This window comes from Phreatobacter stygius (genome assembly GCF_005144885.1).
Lineage (GTDB): Bacteria > Pseudomonadota > Alphaproteobacteria > Rhizobiales > Phreatobacteraceae > Phreatobacter > Phreatobacter stygius.
This window is the reverse complement of record NZ_CP039690.1, coordinates 366118-382264: the sequence shown is the minus strand read 5'-3', so window position 1 is coordinate 382264 and position 16147 is coordinate 366118. Positions and strand designations below refer to the sequence as shown.

The 16147-nt window shown below is 68.1% G+C and carries 16 protein-coding genes; 7 read left to right on the top strand and 9 right to left on the bottom strand.

Annotated elements, in window-relative coordinates:
- Window positions 1-574 precede the first annotated feature (574 nt).
- The gene (locus tag E8M01_RS01850; RefSeq protein ID WP_136958552.1) at window positions 575-1399 is read right to left on the bottom strand and encodes an AraC family transcriptional regulator; all 825 of its coding nucleotides are present in this window, start codon (window positions 1397-1399) and stop codon (window positions 575-577) included.
- Window positions 1400-1504: 105 nt separating this feature from the next.
- Between E8M01_RS01850 and E8M01_RS01845 the strand changes: the two genes are divergently transcribed.
- The 3 genes from E8M01_RS01845 to E8M01_RS01835 all read left to right on the top strand — a co-directional run bounded on the left by E8M01_RS01845 (window position 1505) and on the right by E8M01_RS01835 (window position 4488).
- A complete protein-coding gene (locus E8M01_RS01845) occupies window positions 1505-2683 on the top strand; it encodes an amidohydrolase (protein ID WP_136958551.1) in 1179 nt (392 codons plus the stop codon).
- The gene (locus tag E8M01_RS01840) at window positions 2680-3810 is read left to right on the top strand and encodes an aminotransferase class I/II-fold pyridoxal phosphate-dependent enzyme (protein ID WP_136958550.1); all 1131 of its coding nucleotides are present in this window, start codon (window positions 2680-2682) and stop codon (window positions 3808-3810) included. Before E8M01_RS01845 ends, E8M01_RS01840 begins: the two co-directional genes overlap by 4 nt.
- Before the next feature lie 69 nt (window positions 3811-3879).
- Window positions 3880-4488 carry an SGNH/GDSL hydrolase family protein gene (locus E8M01_RS01835; RefSeq protein ID WP_425467761.1) on the top strand — a complete coding sequence of 203 codons (609 nt, stop codon included), beginning with the start codon at window positions 3880-3882 and terminating at the stop codon, window positions 4486-4488.
- Between the two features lie 12 nt (window positions 4489-4500).
- Here the strand turns inward: E8M01_RS01835 and E8M01_RS01830 are convergent, their stop codons facing one another.
- From E8M01_RS01830 to E8M01_RS01820, 3 genes are all read right to left on the bottom strand, one after another.
- Window positions 4501-5757 (bottom strand): DUF2778 domain-containing protein, encoded by a 1257-nt coding sequence (locus tag E8M01_RS01830; protein ID WP_246088564.1) that lies wholly within the window; start codon window positions 5755-5757, stop codon window positions 4501-4503.
- 480 nt (window positions 5758-6237) lie between these two features.
- Window positions 6238-7215 (bottom strand): peptidyl-alpha-hydroxyglycine alpha-amidating lyase family protein, encoded by a 978-nt coding sequence (locus E8M01_RS01825; RefSeq protein ID WP_136958549.1) that lies wholly within the window; start codon window positions 7213-7215, stop codon window positions 6238-6240.
- Between the two features lie 14 nt (window positions 7216-7229).
- The gene (locus E8M01_RS01820) at window positions 7230-8114 is read right to left on the bottom strand and encodes a prephenate dehydrogenase/arogenate dehydrogenase family protein (RefSeq protein ID WP_136958548.1); all 885 of its coding nucleotides are present in this window, start codon (window positions 8112-8114) and stop codon (window positions 7230-7232) included.
- 614 nt (window positions 8115-8728) lie between these two features.
- On the opposite strand from E8M01_RS01820, the gene E8M01_RS01815 reads away from it, so the two are divergent.
- On the top strand, window positions 8729-9709 hold the full coding sequence (locus tag E8M01_RS01815) for an IS110 family RNA-guided transposase (protein ID WP_136958299.1): 981 nt from the start codon (window positions 8729-8731) through the stop codon (window positions 9707-9709).
- A gap of 105 nt (window positions 9710-9814) precedes the next feature.
- Here E8M01_RS01815 and E8M01_RS01810 read toward each other — a convergent pair whose 3' ends face one another.
- The 3 genes from E8M01_RS01810 to E8M01_RS35730 all read right to left on the bottom strand — a co-directional run bounded on the left by E8M01_RS01810 (window position 9815) and on the right by E8M01_RS35730 (window position 12499).
- Window positions 9815-11071, bottom strand: coding sequence for an aminopeptidase (locus tag E8M01_RS01810; RefSeq protein WP_136958547.1), 1257 nt, complete (start codon window positions 11069-11071; stop codon window positions 9815-9817).
- Between the two features lie 293 nt (window positions 11072-11364).
- Window positions 11365-12201: an EamA family transporter gene (locus E8M01_RS01805; protein WP_136958546.1), complete on the bottom strand. Its 837-nt coding sequence runs from the start codon at window positions 12199-12201 to the stop codon at window positions 11365-11367.
- 172 nt (window positions 12202-12373) lie between these two features.
- Window positions 12374-12499 (bottom strand): hypothetical protein, encoded by a 126-nt coding sequence (locus E8M01_RS35730; protein ID WP_281287833.1) that lies wholly within the window; start codon window positions 12497-12499, stop codon window positions 12374-12376.
- On the opposite strand from E8M01_RS35730, the gene E8M01_RS01800 reads away from it, so the two are divergent.
- From E8M01_RS01800 to E8M01_RS01790, 3 genes are all read left to right on the top strand, one after another.
- A complete protein-coding gene (locus tag E8M01_RS01800; protein ID WP_211596692.1) occupies window positions 12489-12851 on the top strand; it encodes a hypothetical protein in 363 nt (120 codons plus the stop codon). The genes E8M01_RS35730 and E8M01_RS01800 overlap by 11 nt on opposite strands.
- Window positions 12852-12966: 115 nt before the next feature.
- Window positions 12967-14196, top strand: coding sequence for a serine hydrolase domain-containing protein (locus E8M01_RS01795; RefSeq protein ID WP_136964400.1), 1230 nt, complete (start codon window positions 12967-12969; stop codon window positions 14194-14196).
- A gap of 121 nt (window positions 14197-14317) precedes the next feature.
- On the top strand, window positions 14318-15022 hold the full coding sequence (locus E8M01_RS01790; RefSeq protein ID WP_136958545.1) for a glutathione S-transferase N-terminal domain-containing protein: 705 nt from the start codon (window positions 14318-14320) through the stop codon (window positions 15020-15022).
- An 83-nt stretch (window positions 15023-15105) separates the two neighbouring features.
- Here E8M01_RS01790 and E8M01_RS01785 read toward each other — a convergent pair whose 3' ends face one another.
- Window positions 15106-15609, bottom strand: a complete 504-nt coding sequence (locus E8M01_RS01785) for a YciE/YciF ferroxidase family protein (RefSeq protein WP_136958544.1) — start codon at window positions 15607-15609, stop codon at window positions 15106-15108.
- An 82-nt stretch (window positions 15610-15691) separates the two neighbouring features.
- Entirely contained in the window at window positions 15692-15922 is a 231-nt protein-coding gene (locus tag E8M01_RS01780) for a hypothetical protein (RefSeq protein ID WP_136958543.1), read from the bottom strand.
- Window positions 15923-16147 lie beyond the last annotated feature (225 nt).

The following is a 16147-nucleotide window of genomic DNA, read 5'->3' as shown; positions in this document are numbered from 1 at the left end:
ATGCCTCACGCATCAGAGCCTGTCTGAATGGAGCCAACCGATCAGTCCTTGGCGGGCGTTGAGATGAGCTTGCCACGGACTGGCCAGCCACCTGACCGGCCTCCCTCTACCGCCCCAGCAGCACTTCGCTCACCTCGTCGGAAAACCGCTTCCGCTTGCCCGCGATCACCGCGCCGTCCGCGTCCTCTTCATCCGGCGTCGCGCGGGGGATGCCGTGGTCGAGGAGGGCGCGGGCGCAGCCGGCGATTATGGCGGGTGCCGGCGACGGTCAATCGGGTGTGTGCTTCGTATGGTGCTGCAGTCAGGTCGGCCGTCCTTCGAGGGTCGCTTCGCTCCCACCTCAGGATGAGGGCTGTAGAGATTTGCAGCGGCGGCGGTGCCGGATGCGCAACATGCCCAGCGCCTCATGAGCACCGCTGATGCAATGCACTTTCCCGTCCTCTTCCTGAGGTGCGAGCTCTTGCGAGCCTCGAAGGATGGCTAAACGACGTGCAGAGGCACATCGTTCGGCAGCTTGAACCAAGCCTCGAAGGACGGCTGACCGATGGGCAGTGCTCGTCAAAATCTTCAGCCGTTATCCGGCTTTCCTGAACATGCCCGGCGTCATGCCATGCATGGCGCGGAAGGTGCGCGAGAGATGGCTCTGGTCGGCGAAGCCCGCTTCGGCGGCGGCCTGGGCCAGGCTCGCGCCCTGTTCGATCAGGTGGTTGGCGTGGCGCAGCCGGCGGTCGCGGATGAAGGCCGCCGGGGTCAGGCCGGCGACCTTCTTGAAATCCCGGATGACCTGGAAGCGGGTGACGCCGGCAGCCAGCGCCAGCCGCTGCAGGTCGAGATCGGCGGCGAGGTTCCGCTCGATGACCTCTTGGTAGAGCGCCAGCCTGCGGCGCGAGCCGGAGCTCTCGACAGGCTCCGGCCGGCCATCGCCCTGGCCGTGACGCAGGATCAACTGGCGCAAGGCTGTCAGCATGGAGGTTTCGGCGCTGGCGGCGGCTGCCGCGGTCGAGCCCTGGTGGGCCAGCGCGAGCGCGCGGGCGAGCCCGGCATCGGCGATCACCTCGCGGGCGAACAGCGGCGGGCCGTGCTGGCCGAGTTCGCCGGCAACCTCGGTCATCAGCTGTAACGAGGGGTAAAACGTGCGGTAGGCCCAGCCGTCGTCGGCACCGGCCTCGCCGTCATGCCATTCCTCGGGATTGACCACGAGAACGGTGCCGGCCGGCGCGACCAGGTTTACTCTTCCGACGCTGACGCGCTCGCAGCCCCCGGTGATCAGCGCGATGACATAGGTCGGGTGGGTGTGGCGGTCATAGCGGTGCTGGCGGAAGCGCGCCTTGAGCAGGCCAAGGTCGCGGAAGCGCGGATGGCGCCAGAACTCCGTCGTTTCCTTTGGCCTGTCGGTCATCACCCTGGTCAATCTGGTTCAAGACGGCCGCAGGTCAAGTCGCCTAGGTTTGCGGCGAGCAGTTCCAAAAGCGCCCGGGCCGAGTGGGCCCGGCAGGAGACGACCATGCGCCATAATGACCCCGTCGCCGCCGTCACGCCAGAGGTGATCGCCTGGCGCCACGAGATCCACGCCAACCCCGAGCTCGGCTTTCGGGAACACGAGACGGCGCGTTTCGTCGCCGGGCAATTGCGTAGTTTCGGCCTGGAGGTGCATGAGGGCATTGGCGGCACCGGCGTGGTCGGCGTCCTGCGCAGCGGTTCGGGCCCACGCGCCATCGGGCTGCGCGCCGAACTCGACGCCCTGCCGGTGACCGAACGGACCGGCCTGACCTATGCCTCGAAAACCGATGGCGTCATGCATGCCTGCGGCCATGACGGCCATAGCGCCATGCTGCTCGGCGCGGCCAAACTGTTGAGCCAGTCGCCTGATTTCGACGGCACGGTCTATTTCCTGTTCCAGCCGGCGGAGGAAAACGAAGGCGGCAGCATGCGCATGATCGAGGACGGTCTGTTCCGGCGCTTTCCGGTGGAAACGGTTTATGCCGTGCACAATTGGCCGGGGCTCGCCTTCGGCACGATCGCCACGCGTGTCGGGCCCCAAATGGCGGCGGTCGACAATTTCGAATTGCGGTTCTCCGGCACCGGCGCCCATGTCGCCATGCCGCATCTCGGCGACGATCCGATCCTGGCGGCCGGCGCCTTCATCGGCGCGGTGCAGCGCATCGTCAGCCGGGCGGTCGATCCGCAGGTGCCGCTGGTGGTCAGCCTGACCCAGATCCATGGCGGCAATGTCGGCAATATCGTGCCGGGCGAGGTCTGGCTGCAGGGCACCTGCCGGTTCTTCGATCCGGCCTTGTCGGACACGTGCGAGAGGCTGATCGGCGAGATCGCTGAGGGCATCGCCGCCGCCCATGGCGTGACGAGCCGGCTCGACTACAAGCGCGGCTACCCGCCGCTGATCAACACGGCCGGGGCGGTGGCTGTCGCGGCGCAAGCGGCGGGCGCCGCGGTCGGCAGCGAGCAGGTCTCGACCGCATTCAGCCCGAGCCTCGGCTGCGAAGACTTCGCCTATATGATCGGCGCGGCCGGCGGCGCCTATGCCTGGATCGGCGCCGGCGCGGTCGGGCCGGGCGAGGGGCTGCACGGCGACCGCTATGTATTCAACGACGGCATCGTGCCGATCGTCCTGCGCTACTGGACGAGCCTGGTCGAGACCGCCCTGCCGAAGGCGCCGGCGGCATGAGCGGCCGCGCGGACCGGAGGGTCATCGAAAGCCGTCGCGACGGCCGCATCATCATGGATGGCGCCGACATCCTGATGCTCGGGTCGAACGACTATCTCGGCCTCTCCACCGATCAGCGGGTGCTGGCGGCAACCCATGAGGCGCTCGGGCGTTTTGGCACCGGCACCGGCATCTATCCGGTCTTCGCCACCACGCCGCTGCACGAGGCGCTCTGCGAAAGGCTCGCCGCCTTCCTCGGCGTCGAGGCGGTGGCGCTGTTCTCGTCGGGCGGGTCGGCCAATGCCGGCGTGCTGGCGACGCTCGCCGAGGCCGGCGACGTCATCATCTCCGACCGGCTCAATCACGCCAGCATCATCGACGGCTGCCGGCTGAGCCGCGCCGACGTCTTGCCTTATGCCAACCGCGACGTCGAGGACCTCCGCGCCGCGCTGAAAAAGGCGGGACCTGCCCGGCGCAAGCTCATCGTCACCGACGGCATTTTCAGCATGGAAGGCGGCGCCGCGCCCTTGGCCGAGATCCATGCGCTGGCCCTGGAGCATGACGCCCTGCTGGTGGTCGACGAGGCCCATGCGCTGGGTGTCGTCGGTCCCGAAGGCCGGGGCACGGCGCCCTTGCGCGGGCTCGGCAATGGCGCGCCCGGCCTGGTGCTCACCGGCTCGCTGTCCAAGGCGATGGGCGGCGCCAGCGGCGGTTTCGTCGCCGGCCCGCTTGCGCTGATCGAGCAACTCCGGCAGCGGAGCCGGAGCTGGATCTTCACCATGGGGCTGACCACGGCCAATGCGGCGACCGCGCTGGCGGCGCTCGAAATCTGCCGGACCGATCCGGCACCACGCGAGCGGCTCTGGGCCAATCTCGACCACCTCAGGGCCGCCTTCCGCTTTTACGGCCTTGCCTGTTTCGACAGCGACAGCGCGATCACCGCGCTGAAGGTTGGCGACGAGGCGCAGGCGCGACAGGTCTCCGACGCGCTGCTGCTGGCCGGTGTCTATGCGCCGGCGGTGGGCTTTCCGATCGTGGCGCGCGGCGAGGCGCGGCTTCGCATCCAGGTCAGTGCGGCCCATGCGACGGCCGATCTCGACGAGGCGGCCGCGGCGCTCGCCATCGTCATGGCCGGTGGCACGCCATGAGCCCCGACCTCTCCACCACGCGGGCCGCCGGACGATGAAACAGATCCTGGTCTATGGCGACAGCGTGACCTGGGGCATCATCCCGGCACGCGCAACCGGCTGGCCTTCGACAAGCGCTGGCCCATGGTGCTGGAGCGCGCGCTGACCGCTCGAGGGAGCGAAGTCCGGGTGATCGAGAACTGCCTCAATGGCCGGAAAACCGTCTGGGACGATCCGTTCCGGCCGGGCCGCAATGGCGCTGGGGGACTGGCCGAGGCGATCGAACTCAACGCGCCGCTCGCGCTGGTCGTCATCGCGCTCGGCACCAACGACTTCCAGGCGACCCACGACATCAGCGCCTGGATGTCGGCGCAGGGTGTCGGCCGGCTCGTCGACATCGTCAGGCAGGCGCCGATCGAACCCGGGCTGCCGCGGCCTGATATCCTGATCGTGGCGCCGCCGCGCATCGAAGAACCGAAAGGCGACAACATCTTCAAGTTTGTCGGCGCCGCACGGCGCTCGGAGGGGTTTGCCGGCCTGCTCCAGGCGGCGGCGGAAGCCAAGGCGGCCCATTTCTTCGACATGAACGGCGTCACCAGCGCGAGCCTGGTCGATGGCATCCATCTCGACGAGGACCAGCACATGGCGGTGGGCGAGGCGATGGCACCTGATGTCAGGAGGGTGCTGGAGATGGGGTGAGTGGCGTTGCCCTCAGCGCAGGCTCGCCACCACGATCAGGCGGCGGACCTCGCCCCGGAGATAGGCCTTCAGGAACCGGTCATAGTCCTTGAACGAGATGCAGCCGTTCGAGTCGCCGCGGGGTCCCAGCAAGTAGGTGTGGGCGAGCAGGCCGGCGCGGCCATGGATGGCGGCGCTGCCGCCGACCGGATTGAGGCGCAGCGCGCGGACGCCGTGGAACAGCCGTTCGCGTTCGGTCAGGGCATAGGTATGCGGCGGCGTCGGGCCGTGCATCCGGACATGGGCGTGGCGCGGATCGTCCATCTTGTCGCCGAGGCCGGAATGGGCCTCCAGCCGCTCGCCGTTCGGCAGGTAGACCGTGCGTGCGCTGATGTCGTAGATCGCGGTGCCCTGGGCGACCACCGGGCCCGGACCCGGCATGGCGCGGCCGAGCAGCCCGCCGCCGGAGGGACGCTCGAGCGCGGCGTCGCCGGTCGCGGCATAGGCCAGTTGCGGCCCCGACGCGGGTTGCGCGCCGAACAGCCGTTCGAAGAAGTTGCGGTTGTCGACCGGGGCCGCCGGGGCGGCGGCTGCCGCCGCCCGGGTGCGGCGCGATCCGAGCGGTGCCGCCATGCGCGGCGGTTCGGGCGCGGCCGGCGTCCTGAGCTCGGGCGGACGCGGGATCGGCATGGGCGCGCCGAGCACGACGTTCGGCCGCTGCGCCGGCGCCGGCACCGGCCGGGCGGTTTCGGGTGCCACGGGTTCGGCGGGCAGCGCCGCGACGATGGTGGGCGCATGGGCGAGTTCGGGCTCGTCGAACAGGGCGGGCAAGCTGGCCACCGCGGTCGGCGCGGGCGTGGCCGGCCGCATATGGGCCTGCAGGGGCAGGTTCTGGCCGATCGGGCGCGGCGGCGGCCCGAAGGCGGCGGCGGAATCGAGCAGCGGATCATGGCGGCGGATGGCGGCAAAGCCGAGCGAAGCGGTGGCCAGCGTCACGCCCGGATCCATCAGCGGGTCGTAGCGAACCACCGCCGTCCGCGCCGGCGCGGGCGGCGCGACACGATCGAGACCGGCCGACAGCAGGCCGGGCTGCCCAAGGTTCAAAAGGGGGACGCCGGAGGAGAGAAGCGTCGGCTGGCCGGGGTGGCGGAGGGAAACGGCAGCAATGCCGGCGACACCGGCGAGGCCCATGGCGACGGCCAGCAGCACCATGCCGGGCAAGCGGCGGCGCGGTCCGTGGCGGCTAGAGCGCGAAGCCAGGCCAGGGGACTGACGGGTGGTGTTACGCATACGCCGCGCTCTCGGGATACTCGGATACTCTTTCCCCGACCGGCACGCGCCGACCGTCGTTCCGCCGCGCTCGTCGACACGAACAGGGCGAACCGTCCCGCCGGACCGATCCTGGGTACAGGGAAGCCCTAATGACGTTCAGCTTCCATAAGACGCAGGCCTGGTTAATCCGGGGTGAATCAAAATCGTCTTTTTTGCCGACAATTGCGCTCCCGCTGCCACGCCTTCGCCCTGACGGCCTGGACAGGCCGGGGGCCAATCATCCGAAGATCGCGGCGCTTTTTGGGCTTGCCTGTGCCCGGGCTGCATCACAGGGCCGGCAGGTGGTGGTGGTGTGCCGCCCCCTTCCGGCGACCATCGGGCAAGCGCTTCGACAGGTTCAAGGCGCTGCGCGCCCATGTCCGGGGATGGGTAAGCTTCGAATGGCATTGCAGGTCGGGCAGTCGATGAGCGAGGCGCAGAAACGTCGATCAAAAGTCGCTAGGCGTTGACCGCCGCCGCCACCCGCGCGAATTTCTGGAAGCGGCGCAGTGCCGGCGGCTTGGGCTGATCCGGGAAAACCGCAAGCCAGTCTGTCGCCGCGACCTCGCCGACATAGAGGTCGCCGAGCGAGTCCAGCGCAATGCTGTGCGGCGAGACGAACTGGCCCGGTTCCAGCCCCGCGCCGGCGCCGCGATCGAGCCTCGAGACGAGCTTGCCGGACTGGTCGAGAATGCTGACGCGCGGCCCGAGATTGGGGGTCAGCCGGTTGACCGGCTGATAGGGCGCGAGCTCGCCGACGATGCAATGCGGGCAGGGGCCTGTGGTGATCGCCAAGCCGCTCGGCCGGTGCATGTTGTTGATCTGCGTCTCGTAGCGGCCATTGCCGTCGAACACCTGGACGCGGTGGTTCTCGCGGTCGGCGACATAGACCCAGCCGTCGGCGTCGCAGCAGATATTGTGGGGCAGGTTGAACTCGCCGGGGCCGCTGCCCGGCTGCCCCCAGGACAGGAGGTGGCGGCCGTCGGGCGCGAATTTATGGATCGCGGCATTGCCGTAACCGTCGGAGACGTAGATCTCGCCTTTGGGCGACAGCGCCGAATGGGTGCAGCGGCAGAATGGCCGGCCGCTCATGAAAGGCGCGGGCCGCTTCGGCTCGCCGATCGTCAGCAGGAGCTTGCCGTCGAGGCTGAACTTGCGGAGCGTGTGGTCGCCATTGTCGGTCAGGTAGAGGCAGTCGTCGGCACCGATATGGGCGCCGTGGGCATTGGAGAAGATGTCCTGGCCCCAGCTGTCGACGAGGCTGCCTTGGCGGTCGAGCACGACGACGGGATGGTCGCCCCGGTTGAACAGATAGACCCGGTCGCGCCGGTCGATGGCGATGCCGGCGACATCGCCGAGGCGGATCTCGTCCGGCAGCCTGGCCCAATCGGCTTGCGCTGCGAAGCTGAGCCCACCGGTCCCGAAGATCTCGCCCATGCCCGCCCCCAGCCTCACGCCGTGCCGTCCGCTGCGGCTTCGGCCTTGTTCAGCCAATGGTGGCGGCTGGGTCCGGTCGCTGTCAAAGCCGGGCTGCCCCGCGTCGCGTCCCCGGGCGACGGGCCGGCAGGCGCGCCGAGCTCGGCATCGAGTTCGGCGACCAGGTCGGAAAAGCGCCGACGCAGCGCCGCGGCGTAAGGATTGGACTGTTCGATCGCCTGGAACACTTCCGGGGCGTCATGGCGGACCATGTCGACCGCCTGCATGATCAGGTCGAAGGAACGGGTGGTCATGGCCGACGGCAGCGGCTCCATGCGCACCAGCACCTTGGCGATGAGATGGGTCAGGCCCTGGGCAACGGCCAGCTCGCGGTCATGGGCTTCCGGCGTCGTCTCGATGACGGTCAGGCCGAGCACGTCCGACAGGAAGGCGGTGACCTCGCCGCCGCGCCGGCCGCGGACCGGGCAGACAGCGATCTTCAGCCCGGCGATGCCGTGACGCGCGCTCTGCGGCCCGAACAGCGGATGGGTCGCGACGATGTCGACGTCGCCGGGCAGGCCCTCGGCCATGATGGCGGCCGGCAAGGTCTTCACCGACCCGACATCGAGCACCAGCGCGCCCGGCTGCAAATGCGGGCGGATGGCGGCGACGGTCTCGGCGATGCGGCTGACCGGCATGGCGAGCACGACGATCGGGCAGCCGGCGGCCGCGGCGAGGCCGCCGAGGCGGACATCAGGATGTTCGGCCGAGGCCCCCGGCGGCAGGGCCGGGTCATAAGCCGTCAGGTCGAGATGCGGCCTGAGATGGCGCGCCATCAATTGGCCGAAGGCGCCGAAGCCGATCAGGCCGAGGCTCCGGCGGCGCGGCGGGGGAAACGAAATTTCGGGATGTCGCGACATGGTCTGACCTCGGGAGAAAACTGCGAGGTCAGGGGCCTTCCGTCTGGATCAACCGCTGGCGACGCAGCGGTTGAAGGATGACGATACACCTCCCGCTACAAGGGCGGGGCGTAATAGAGACCGGTGGTGCGCGGGGTGTTCATCATGGGCCTGCTCATAAGCCAGGTCCGGCCGGCCGGTCAATGGCGGGAGGGGAAGTGGCGAATGGCGAGTGGCGAATGGCGAATAGGGCATGATGCGAAACGCTGCGCGCAAACCCTCTCCCGCGCCTTCGCGGGAGAGGGTGGCCGCGGAGCGGCCGGGTGAGGGTGGTTGCGTCGGTGCTGGACGTGCATTCCCGATCGAAATGAAGGGCCGGCCCTCTTCAGACCCTCACCCGGCGCCTCATAGCATCGAGCGAACGCGAGATGCGTTCGCACTCGCTATGCGCCGCCACCCTTGCATGTTTGCGGGACCGACTCAGCGCAGGCTGAGAGGTGCGTCGAGGCCGGTGGCCACCGGCCTCGACGCGGATGTCCGGGACCGTTTCACCCTTTGGCTCAGCACCGCGGGAGAGCATGGTCCGGCCGTCCTCTGGCTCTTGTCCTGAACAGATGCTGGGGAGGAAGTCCCGTATGCAAGGCAAGGAAGCGTCCAAACAAGAGACCGAAGGCAAGTCTACCGTGGGAATCGACGTCAGCAAGAGCTGGCTCGACATCCACGTTCTGCCCGGCGGGGAGACCCACCGTTTTGCCAATGCCGAGTTGGGCATCCGGCAGTTGAAGCGCTGGCTTCAGCGCTTTGATCTGGCGCTGGTCGTGGTCGAGGCGACCGGCAAGTGGCACCGCCAGGTTCGCCGAAGCCTGCATGCCTCGGGCGTGCCGGTTGCCGTGGTCGATCCTTATCGCGTGCGCATGTTCGCGCGTGCCACGGGCACCTTGGCCAAGACCGACCGGCTCGATGCCCGCGTGTTGGCCCTGTTCGCGCGGGCCATGAACCCGGCCCAGCGACCGCCGGCACCGGAAGCCCTCGATGCGCTCAATGAGTTGGTCAGCGCCCGCGATGCGGCCGTCGACGAACAGACAGCCCTCAAGAACCAGCGGCACGCGGTCACCGACAAGTTCCTGATCCGCCATCTCGCTCACCGTCTCACCCGGATCGCCAAGGCTATCGAAGCCATCGCCGGCGAGATCGCCAAACGCATCGCGGCCGATCCATGCCTGGCCAGACGCCACGACATTCTGATCTCGATCCCTTCGTTCGGCCCGGCGGTCGCCACGACCCTGGTGGCCGCCCTGACCGAGCTGGGGACCTGCAACATCAAACAGATCAGCCTGTTGGCGGGACTAGCCCCGATCGCCGATGATTCGGGTGAACGACAGGGCGTCCGCGTCATCTGGGGCGGACGCTCCCGGGTGCGCCGCGTTCTCTACCTGGCGGCGCTCTCGGCCACGCGCTGCAACGCCGACATGAAAAGTTTCCACGACCGCCTGATCGCCAAGGGCAAGAAGCCCAAATGCGCCCTCATCGCCGTGGCTCGAAAGCTCGTCGTCCTCGCCAACACCCTTATCGCTCAGGACCGCACTTGGGCCACTCACGCTCCAAAACAGGCTTGACCCGAAACACAGATGCTCTCCCGCAATCGGGCGAGGGTTTACGCGCGCGGCGCTCGCGGCTTCATCCCCATTCGCCATTCGCCATTCGCTAATCGCCACTCCCCGTCACGCCCATTCGCCCGTGCGGAACACCGGCACGCGGCGGCCGTCGCTGTGGACGCCGTCGATGTCGATCTCGCCCGAGCCGATCATCCAGTCGATGTGGATGAGGCTCTTGTTGCCGCCCTGGGCGGCGATCTGGCCGGGTGTCAGCCGGGCGCCGTCGACGAAACATTTCGAATAGCACTGGCCGAGCGCGATGTGGCAGGCGGCGTTTTCGTCGAACAGGGTGTTGAAGAACAGGAGCCCGCTTTTCGAGATCGGCGAGGAATGCGGCACCAGCGCCACTTCGCCGAGCCCGCGCGCGCCCTCGTCGGTGTCGAGCACCTTGTTCAGCACGGCTTCGCCGCGTGCCGCCTTGGCCTCGACGATGCGGCCGGCCTCGAAACGCACGGCGATCTGATCGATCAGCGTGCCCTGGTAGGACAGGGGCTTGGTGCTCGACACTTGGCCGTCGACCCGGCGGGCATGGGGCGTGGTGAAGACCTCTTCGGTCGGGATGTTCGGGTTGCAGGTGATGCCGTTCCTGGCGGTCGAGGCGCCGCCCTGCCATTCGTGGCCGTCGGCAAGGCCGACCGTCAGGTCGGTTCCCGGCCCGGTGAAATGCAGGGCGTGGAAACGCTGGCCGTTGAGCCATTGGGTGCGCTTGCGCAAGGCCGCATTATGGGCGGTCCAGGCGGCGACCGGATCGGCATTGTCGACCCGCGAGGCGGCAAAGATCGCGTCGGCGAGCCTGGTCACCGCGACCGCCTCGTCCTCGCCGGGGAAAACCTGGGCGGCCCAGGCGGCGCTCGGATAAGCGACGATGTTCCAGTTGATGTCGAAGCCGACGATCTTTTCGAGCGCCGGCTGATAGGCGAGCGAATTGGCCTTGTTGGCGCGTGCCACCTTGGCCGGGTCCTCGCCCGACAGCAGCATCGGATTGTCGCCGACAATGGCGAGCCGGGCGGTGTTGGCGGAAAAGGCCTTGGCGACACCGTCATAGAGCCAGCCGGCGGCGCGGTCGAAACTCTGGTCCCGGCCGTAACGATACCGCGCCAGCGTCACCTGTTCGTCGGAGATCAGCGGCGTGACCAGGCCGGCGCCGGCCCGGTAGGCATGTTCGGCAATGCGCCGGACCAGCGGCAGCGCCGCCACCGGCGCGGTCAGGAACAGGTCCTGGCCGGCCTCCAGCTGCAGGCCGACCTTGACCGCCACTTCGGCGAGCCTGTCGAGTTTCACCGGGTCGACCGATGCGGGGATGTCGTGCTGCTGCGTGGTCATGGGAATAGGCCTGCCGGATGGGGGATCGTCGGCCTATTTAGAGCATGATGGCCGGCGACGGAAACATCCGCGCGCCGCGTGCCCGCCCGTCCAAACCCGCATTGCGCGGGTTGCCTCAGAACCGGGCGGCCGCCGCCACATTGACGCGCCAGCGCCGGGCGAGCGGCCTGACGGCCGGCCCGGTCCTTGCCATTGATACCCGCGATCGCCGGCTCCCTGATGAACCCGAACCGCACGGAGGCTGTGATGCTGGAGACGACCGGCGGCCGTAGACCCGACGTGGCGGCCCGTCGTCAGCCCAACCGCAAGAGCGGCACCGCCGCGGCGGCGAGCAGCACGGCGACGATGCGGGTCGGCGTGAACGGTTCCTTCAGCCAGATCACCGCGATCAGGATGGCGAAGACGGCGCTGGTGTCGCGTAGCGCCGAGGCGGCGGCGATCGGCGCATGGCTCCAGACCCAGAGGATCAGGAGGTAGGACACCATGGCGGCGATCGCGACCGGTGCCGCCACCGCCCATTGCCCGTTGAGCTGTTGCCATGGCGGACCGGCATGGCGCCGCCGCCAGCACATGGCGGCGGCATTGGTCACCGACACGGCAAAGCCATAGGCCCAGGGCGAGCCCGCCGCGCGCACGCCTTGGGCGTCGCATATGATATAGGCGGCGGTGCCGAGGCCGGCCGCGAGCGTCCAGGCCAGCGCCCGTCCGGTGACCGCCTTGTCGCGCGCCGCGTCATAGCTGAGAGCTGCGAGGGACAGGGTGATGACCAGGATGCCGGCAAGCGCTGCGGGACCGATCCGGTCGCCCGCCAGTCCGGCCGCGAGCGGCACGACGAGCAGCACCGCCAGCGCGCGCACGATCGGATAGACGATGCCGAAGCCGCCGAGCTCGTAGGCGCGCAACAGCGCCTGGACGGTCAGGATGTTCATCACGGTCGAGGCGGCAATCCAGCCCCAGGCGGCCTGGGCCGGCAGGCCGGTCCAGACTAGGCCGGGCACCACCAGGATGGCGCCCAGGAGCATCTGCGCGGTCATCGCCTGGGCCGGATTGCGGCTGGACTTGATCGCGGCGTTCCAGCCGGCATGCAAGAGAGCGCTCGAGAGGGCGGCTATGACATGGGCAAATTCCATGGCTCAGCCGGCTGCTTGCCGGTCGAACCCGGCAGGTGAGGGCGTCGTTCCCAGGCCGTCGATGATCGCGCTCGTTGCCATGCCGATATGCTCGCAGATCCACTATATGAGATTTATTTTCCCTCATGCGGGATTCAACGTCAAGCCAGGCAGCGTGGTCGCCGACGCTGACCTATTCGTACCAGACCTTATCCGGCGCCAACCCTTCGACCAGCCGCAACGAGCGGTTCGACCCATTGTATTTCGAGGGTTCGCCGAGCTCCTGGTCGGCCGGCTCGAAGTCGTCGATGGTGTTCATCAATTCGAACCTCAACGCGCATCAGATCGCGCTCGAGCTGGCTCCAACCGACCGCGACGCGCTGACGCTGCGCTATTCGATCGTCAAGGCCAACGAATTGCGCAGTCCGATCCAGTTCGGCCAAGGTACGCGCCTGGAGGTGTCCAATGGCGTGCCGATCCTGGTCGCCGGGGTCACCAACAAGCATCTCGCCGATGATGTCTTCGTCGAATATACGCGCCAGGTGAACCCCAACACCTATCTGACCGCGGGCTTCAGCGTGTCCTTTCCCGGAGCGGGGATCGCCTCGATCGTGCCGTCCAAAACGCCGGCCTGGACAGGAGGTTTCGTCAATGTCGTCGTCAGCTATTGAAAGAAGATCCGCCGCCCGCGCTTTCGGCCGCCGGCTCGCGGTTGCCGGCATCGTCGCAACGGGGATCGCCGGCGCGCCGCCGCTGGCCGTGGCACAGGCCCCGCAGGAGCGGCAGATGTTGTCGGCCGAAAACTCGGACCCCGGCAGACTGGAGTGGATGGTGGGGTCGCCGCCGCCGGCCGACAAGATCATCCGTTTTTCCGATCCGGACTTCTTCAATTTCCCCCGGTCGCGCTGGGTCGTCTGCCACAATCGCCAGCTGATGCCGACGCTCGGCGTCAGCCGGGGCCTGGGCGCGCCGGTGCCGCTGGCGCGCCGGATCGACTGGACGATCGACGCGGTCAGGTTCACCCCGATCGGCGGTAGCCGCGAGATGACCTGGGCGCAGTCGCTCGAGGCCAATTACACCGACGGCATTGCCATCCTGCGCGACGGCGTGTTGGTCTTTGAGCGCTATTTCGGCTGCCTCGGCGAGGCCGGCCAGCACGCCGCCATGTCGGTGACCAAATCGCTGACCGGGCTGCTCGGCGAGATGCTGGTGGCCGAAGGCGTGATCGACGAGCGCGCCAGGGTCGACGCGATCGTGCCGGAGCTTGCCGGCAGCGGCTTCGGCGATGCGACGGTGAGGCAGGTGCTGGAGATGACCACCGGGCTTCGCTACAGCGAGGACTATGCCGACCCGCAGGCCGATGTCTGGCTGCATGCGGCGGCGGGCAATCCCTTGCCGAAACCATCAGGCTATGCCGGGCCGCGCAGCTATTTCGACTTCCTCCGCACGGTGCGCAAGGAGGGCGAGCACGGCGCGGCCTTCGGCTACCGGACCGTCAATACCGATACGCTTGGCTGGATCATTGCACGGGCGACCGGCAAATCGGTGGCGGCGCTTCTGTCGGAGCGGATCTGGAGCCGGATGGGGGCCGAGCAGGACGGCTATATTTCAGTGGATTCGATCGGCACGCCGTTCGCCGGCGGCGGCTTCAGCGCGGGCCTGCGCGACATGGCGCGGATCGGCCAGCTCATGCTGGACAATGGGGTGATCAACGGCCAGCGCCTGGTGCCGGAGGCGGCGATCACCCGGATTCGCGCCGGCGGCGACCGGGCCGCCTTCGAGAAGGCCGGCTATGCGCTGCTCAAGGGCTGGAGCTATCGCGGCATGTGGTGGATCACCCACAATGCCCACGGCGCCTTCATGGCGCGCGGCGTGCACGGCCAGTCGATCTATGTCGATCCCGCCGCGCGCATGGTCATCGCACGCTTCTCCTCGCATCCCCTGGCCGGCAATGCTGCCAATGACCCGATCACGCTGCCGGCCTTCGAGGCGGTGGCGAACCACCTGATGCGCTGACGGCGGGACCTGCCCGCCGGTCACATCCTCGTCAGTTGCGGGCCTCAGCCACGCGCGCGGATTGCACCTTGGCGGAGCCTCGCTATCGTCCCGGCCTCAGTTCACGCTCCAGGAGCCCGGGATGCCCGACCTTTCCGCCTTTCCGATCGCCACGCGCTGGCCGGCCGCCCATCCCGACCGGCTGCAGCTCTATTCGCTGCCGACGCCGAACGGCGTCAAGGTGTCGATCATGCTCGAGGAGATCGGCCTGCCTTACGAGCCGCATCTCGTCGATATCGGCAAGAATGAAAGCTGGACGCCGGAATTCCTGGCGCTGAACCCGAACGGCAAGATCCCGGCGATCATCGATCCCGACGGGCCCGGCGACAAACCGCTGGCCCTGTTCGAATCCGGCGCGATCCTCATCTATCTCGCCGAGAAGACCGGCAAGCTGCTGCCTGATGATGCCGCCCGGCGCTACGAGACCATCCAATGGGTGTTCTTCCAGATGGCGGCGGTCGGGCCGATGTTCGGCCAGGTCGGCTTCTTCCACAAGTTCGCCGGCCGGGACTATGCCGACAAGCGGCCGCTGGAGCGCTATGTCAACGAATCCAAGCGCCTGCTCGGCGTGCTCGAGACCCGGCTCGAAGGCCGGCAATGGATCATGGGCGACGACTATACGATCGCCGATATTTCCATGCTCGGCTGGGTGCGCAACCTGGTCGGCTTCTACGGCGCCGGCGAGCTCGTCGCCTATGACAGCTTCAAGCGGGTGCCGGCCTGGCTGGACCGCGGCCTTGCGCGGCCGGCGGTGCAGCGTGGGCTGGATAGTCCGAAGCGGGGCTGATCGCGGCCCGGGCTCTTTGGCGCCCGCCTCCGTGCCGAGGCGGGCTGCCTGTCAGGACGACGCCGCGCCCGGTGCCGGGCGGCTCAGGCGGCTGTTGCCGTGGCGCTCTTGTTGATCGAGGTTGCCGCGAGCTTGGTCAGGGCCATGTCGGTCTTCTCTTCCTCGGCCAAAGTGGCGCCGAAGAGCTTGGCCGCGTCGCTCTTGCCGAGCTGGTTCGCCCAGGCCTTGAGCGTACCGTAGCGGGCGATCTCGTAATGCTCGACCGCCTGGGCCGCAGCCACCAGGCCGGCATCGAGCGCCGGGCTGTCGTCATAGTCTTCGATGACCGCCTTGCCCTCCTCGATAATGCCGAGGATCGCGTCGCAGGTCTTGCCGCGCGGCGTCTGCCCGACGATCTCGAACACCTGCTCGAGGCGCTCGACATGGCCTTCGGTCTCGTCGCGGTGCTTTTCGAAGGCCGCCTTCAACTGCGTCGAGCGGGCCGCCTTGGCCATTTTGGGCAAGGCCTTGAGGATCTGTTTTTCGGCGTAATAGACGTCCTTCAACAGATCGAGAAACATGTCGTCCAGCGCGTGAATCTTTGCCATGGCGTCCTCCTGTGCAGGCTGAGGAGGAACGTCGGCCGTGCGGTGAAGTTCCGGCCGGTCGACAGGCTGGCGCGGCCAAGGCTCAGCTGGTGGTTCTCGCCGCGCTGCGGGCGGTCTCGGTGACCGCGGTGACATCGTGATTGCCGAGATCGATCTGCCGCACGATGGCCTCGGCAACGGCTTCGCGGGTCACATGGTCGTCCAGCGGTACGGCCAGTTCGGCGCAGACGCTCATATGGATCACCTGCATCATGGCGAGCACGTCGGGTGAATAGGAACCGTCCGCCTCGAGGTGAGCAAAGAGCTTGGTCATGTGAGGCCTCGGATGAAAAGAAGCTCGCCAGCATGCACGCCGCCAAGACTTCGGTACGCCGGCACGGCCTGTCAAGGTTTGCCGCTTCGCCCGCGCTCCCGCGATTTTTTGCATCGCCGGCGCATGGTGCGGGAACCACCCGCCGACGACTGCGTTGAAGCTGCAAGTCGCGTGGCTGATTGCCCCCCAACCCGGCTGTCGCGACCAGGCCGCCCGCTTTGCCGG

What these genes read in the sequence shown, in the direction of transcription:
- E8M01_RS01790 (WP_136958545.1), top strand. Translation starts at nt 14,318, where the DNA reads ATGCCCGACCTTTCCGCCTTTCCGATCGCCACGCGCTGGCCGGCCGCC.
- E8M01_RS01825 (WP_136958549.1), bottom strand. Translation starts at nt 7,215, where the DNA reads ATGGGCGAGATCTTCGGGACCGGTGGGCTCAGCTTCGCAGCGCAAGCC.
- E8M01_RS01845 (WP_136958551.1), top strand. Translation starts at nt 1,505, where the DNA reads ATGCGCCATAATGACCCCGTCGCCGCCGTCACGCCAGAGGTGATCGCC.
- E8M01_RS01780 (WP_136958543.1), bottom strand. Translation starts at nt 15,922, where the DNA reads ATGACCAAGCTCTTTGCTCACCTCGAGGCGGACGGTTCCTATTCACCC.
- E8M01_RS01785 (WP_136958544.1), bottom strand. Translation starts at nt 15,609, where the DNA reads ATGGCAAAGATTCACGCGCTGGACGACATGTTTCTCGATCTGTTGAAG.
- E8M01_RS01810 (WP_136958547.1), bottom strand. Translation starts at nt 11,071, where the DNA reads ATGACCACGCAGCAGCACGACATCCCCGCATCGGTCGACCCGGTGAAA.
- E8M01_RS01830 (WP_246088564.1), bottom strand. Translation starts at nt 5,757, where the DNA reads ATGCGTAACACCACCCGTCAGTCCCCTGGCCTGGCTTCGCGCTCTAGC.
- E8M01_RS35730 (WP_281287833.1), bottom strand. Translation starts at nt 12,499, where the DNA reads ATGAACACCATCGACGACTTCGAGCCGGCCGACCAGGAGCTCGGCGAA.
- E8M01_RS01850 (WP_136958552.1), bottom strand. Translation starts at nt 1,399, where the DNA reads ATGACCGACAGGCCAAAGGAAACGACGGAGTTCTGGCGCCATCCGCGC.
- E8M01_RS01800 (WP_211596692.1), top strand. Translation starts at nt 12,489, where the DNA reads ATGGTGTTCATCAATTCGAACCTCAACGCGCATCAGATCGCGCTCGAG.
- E8M01_RS01815 (WP_136958299.1), top strand. Translation starts at nt 8,729, where the DNA reads ATGCAAGGCAAGGAAGCGTCCAAACAAGAGACCGAAGGCAAGTCTACC.
- E8M01_RS01805 (WP_136958546.1), bottom strand. Translation starts at nt 12,201, where the DNA reads ATGGAATTTGCCCATGTCATAGCCGCCCTCTCGAGCGCTCTCTTGCAT.
- E8M01_RS01820 (WP_136958548.1), bottom strand. Translation starts at nt 8,114, where the DNA reads ATGTCGCGACATCCCGAAATTTCGTTTCCCCCGCCGCGCCGCCGGAGC.
- E8M01_RS01840 (WP_136958550.1), top strand. Translation starts at nt 2,680, where the DNA reads ATGAGCGGCCGCGCGGACCGGAGGGTCATCGAAAGCCGTCGCGACGGC.
- E8M01_RS01795 (WP_136964400.1), top strand. Translation starts at nt 12,967, where the DNA reads ATGTTGTCGGCCGAAAACTCGGACCCCGGCAGACTGGAGTGGATGGTG.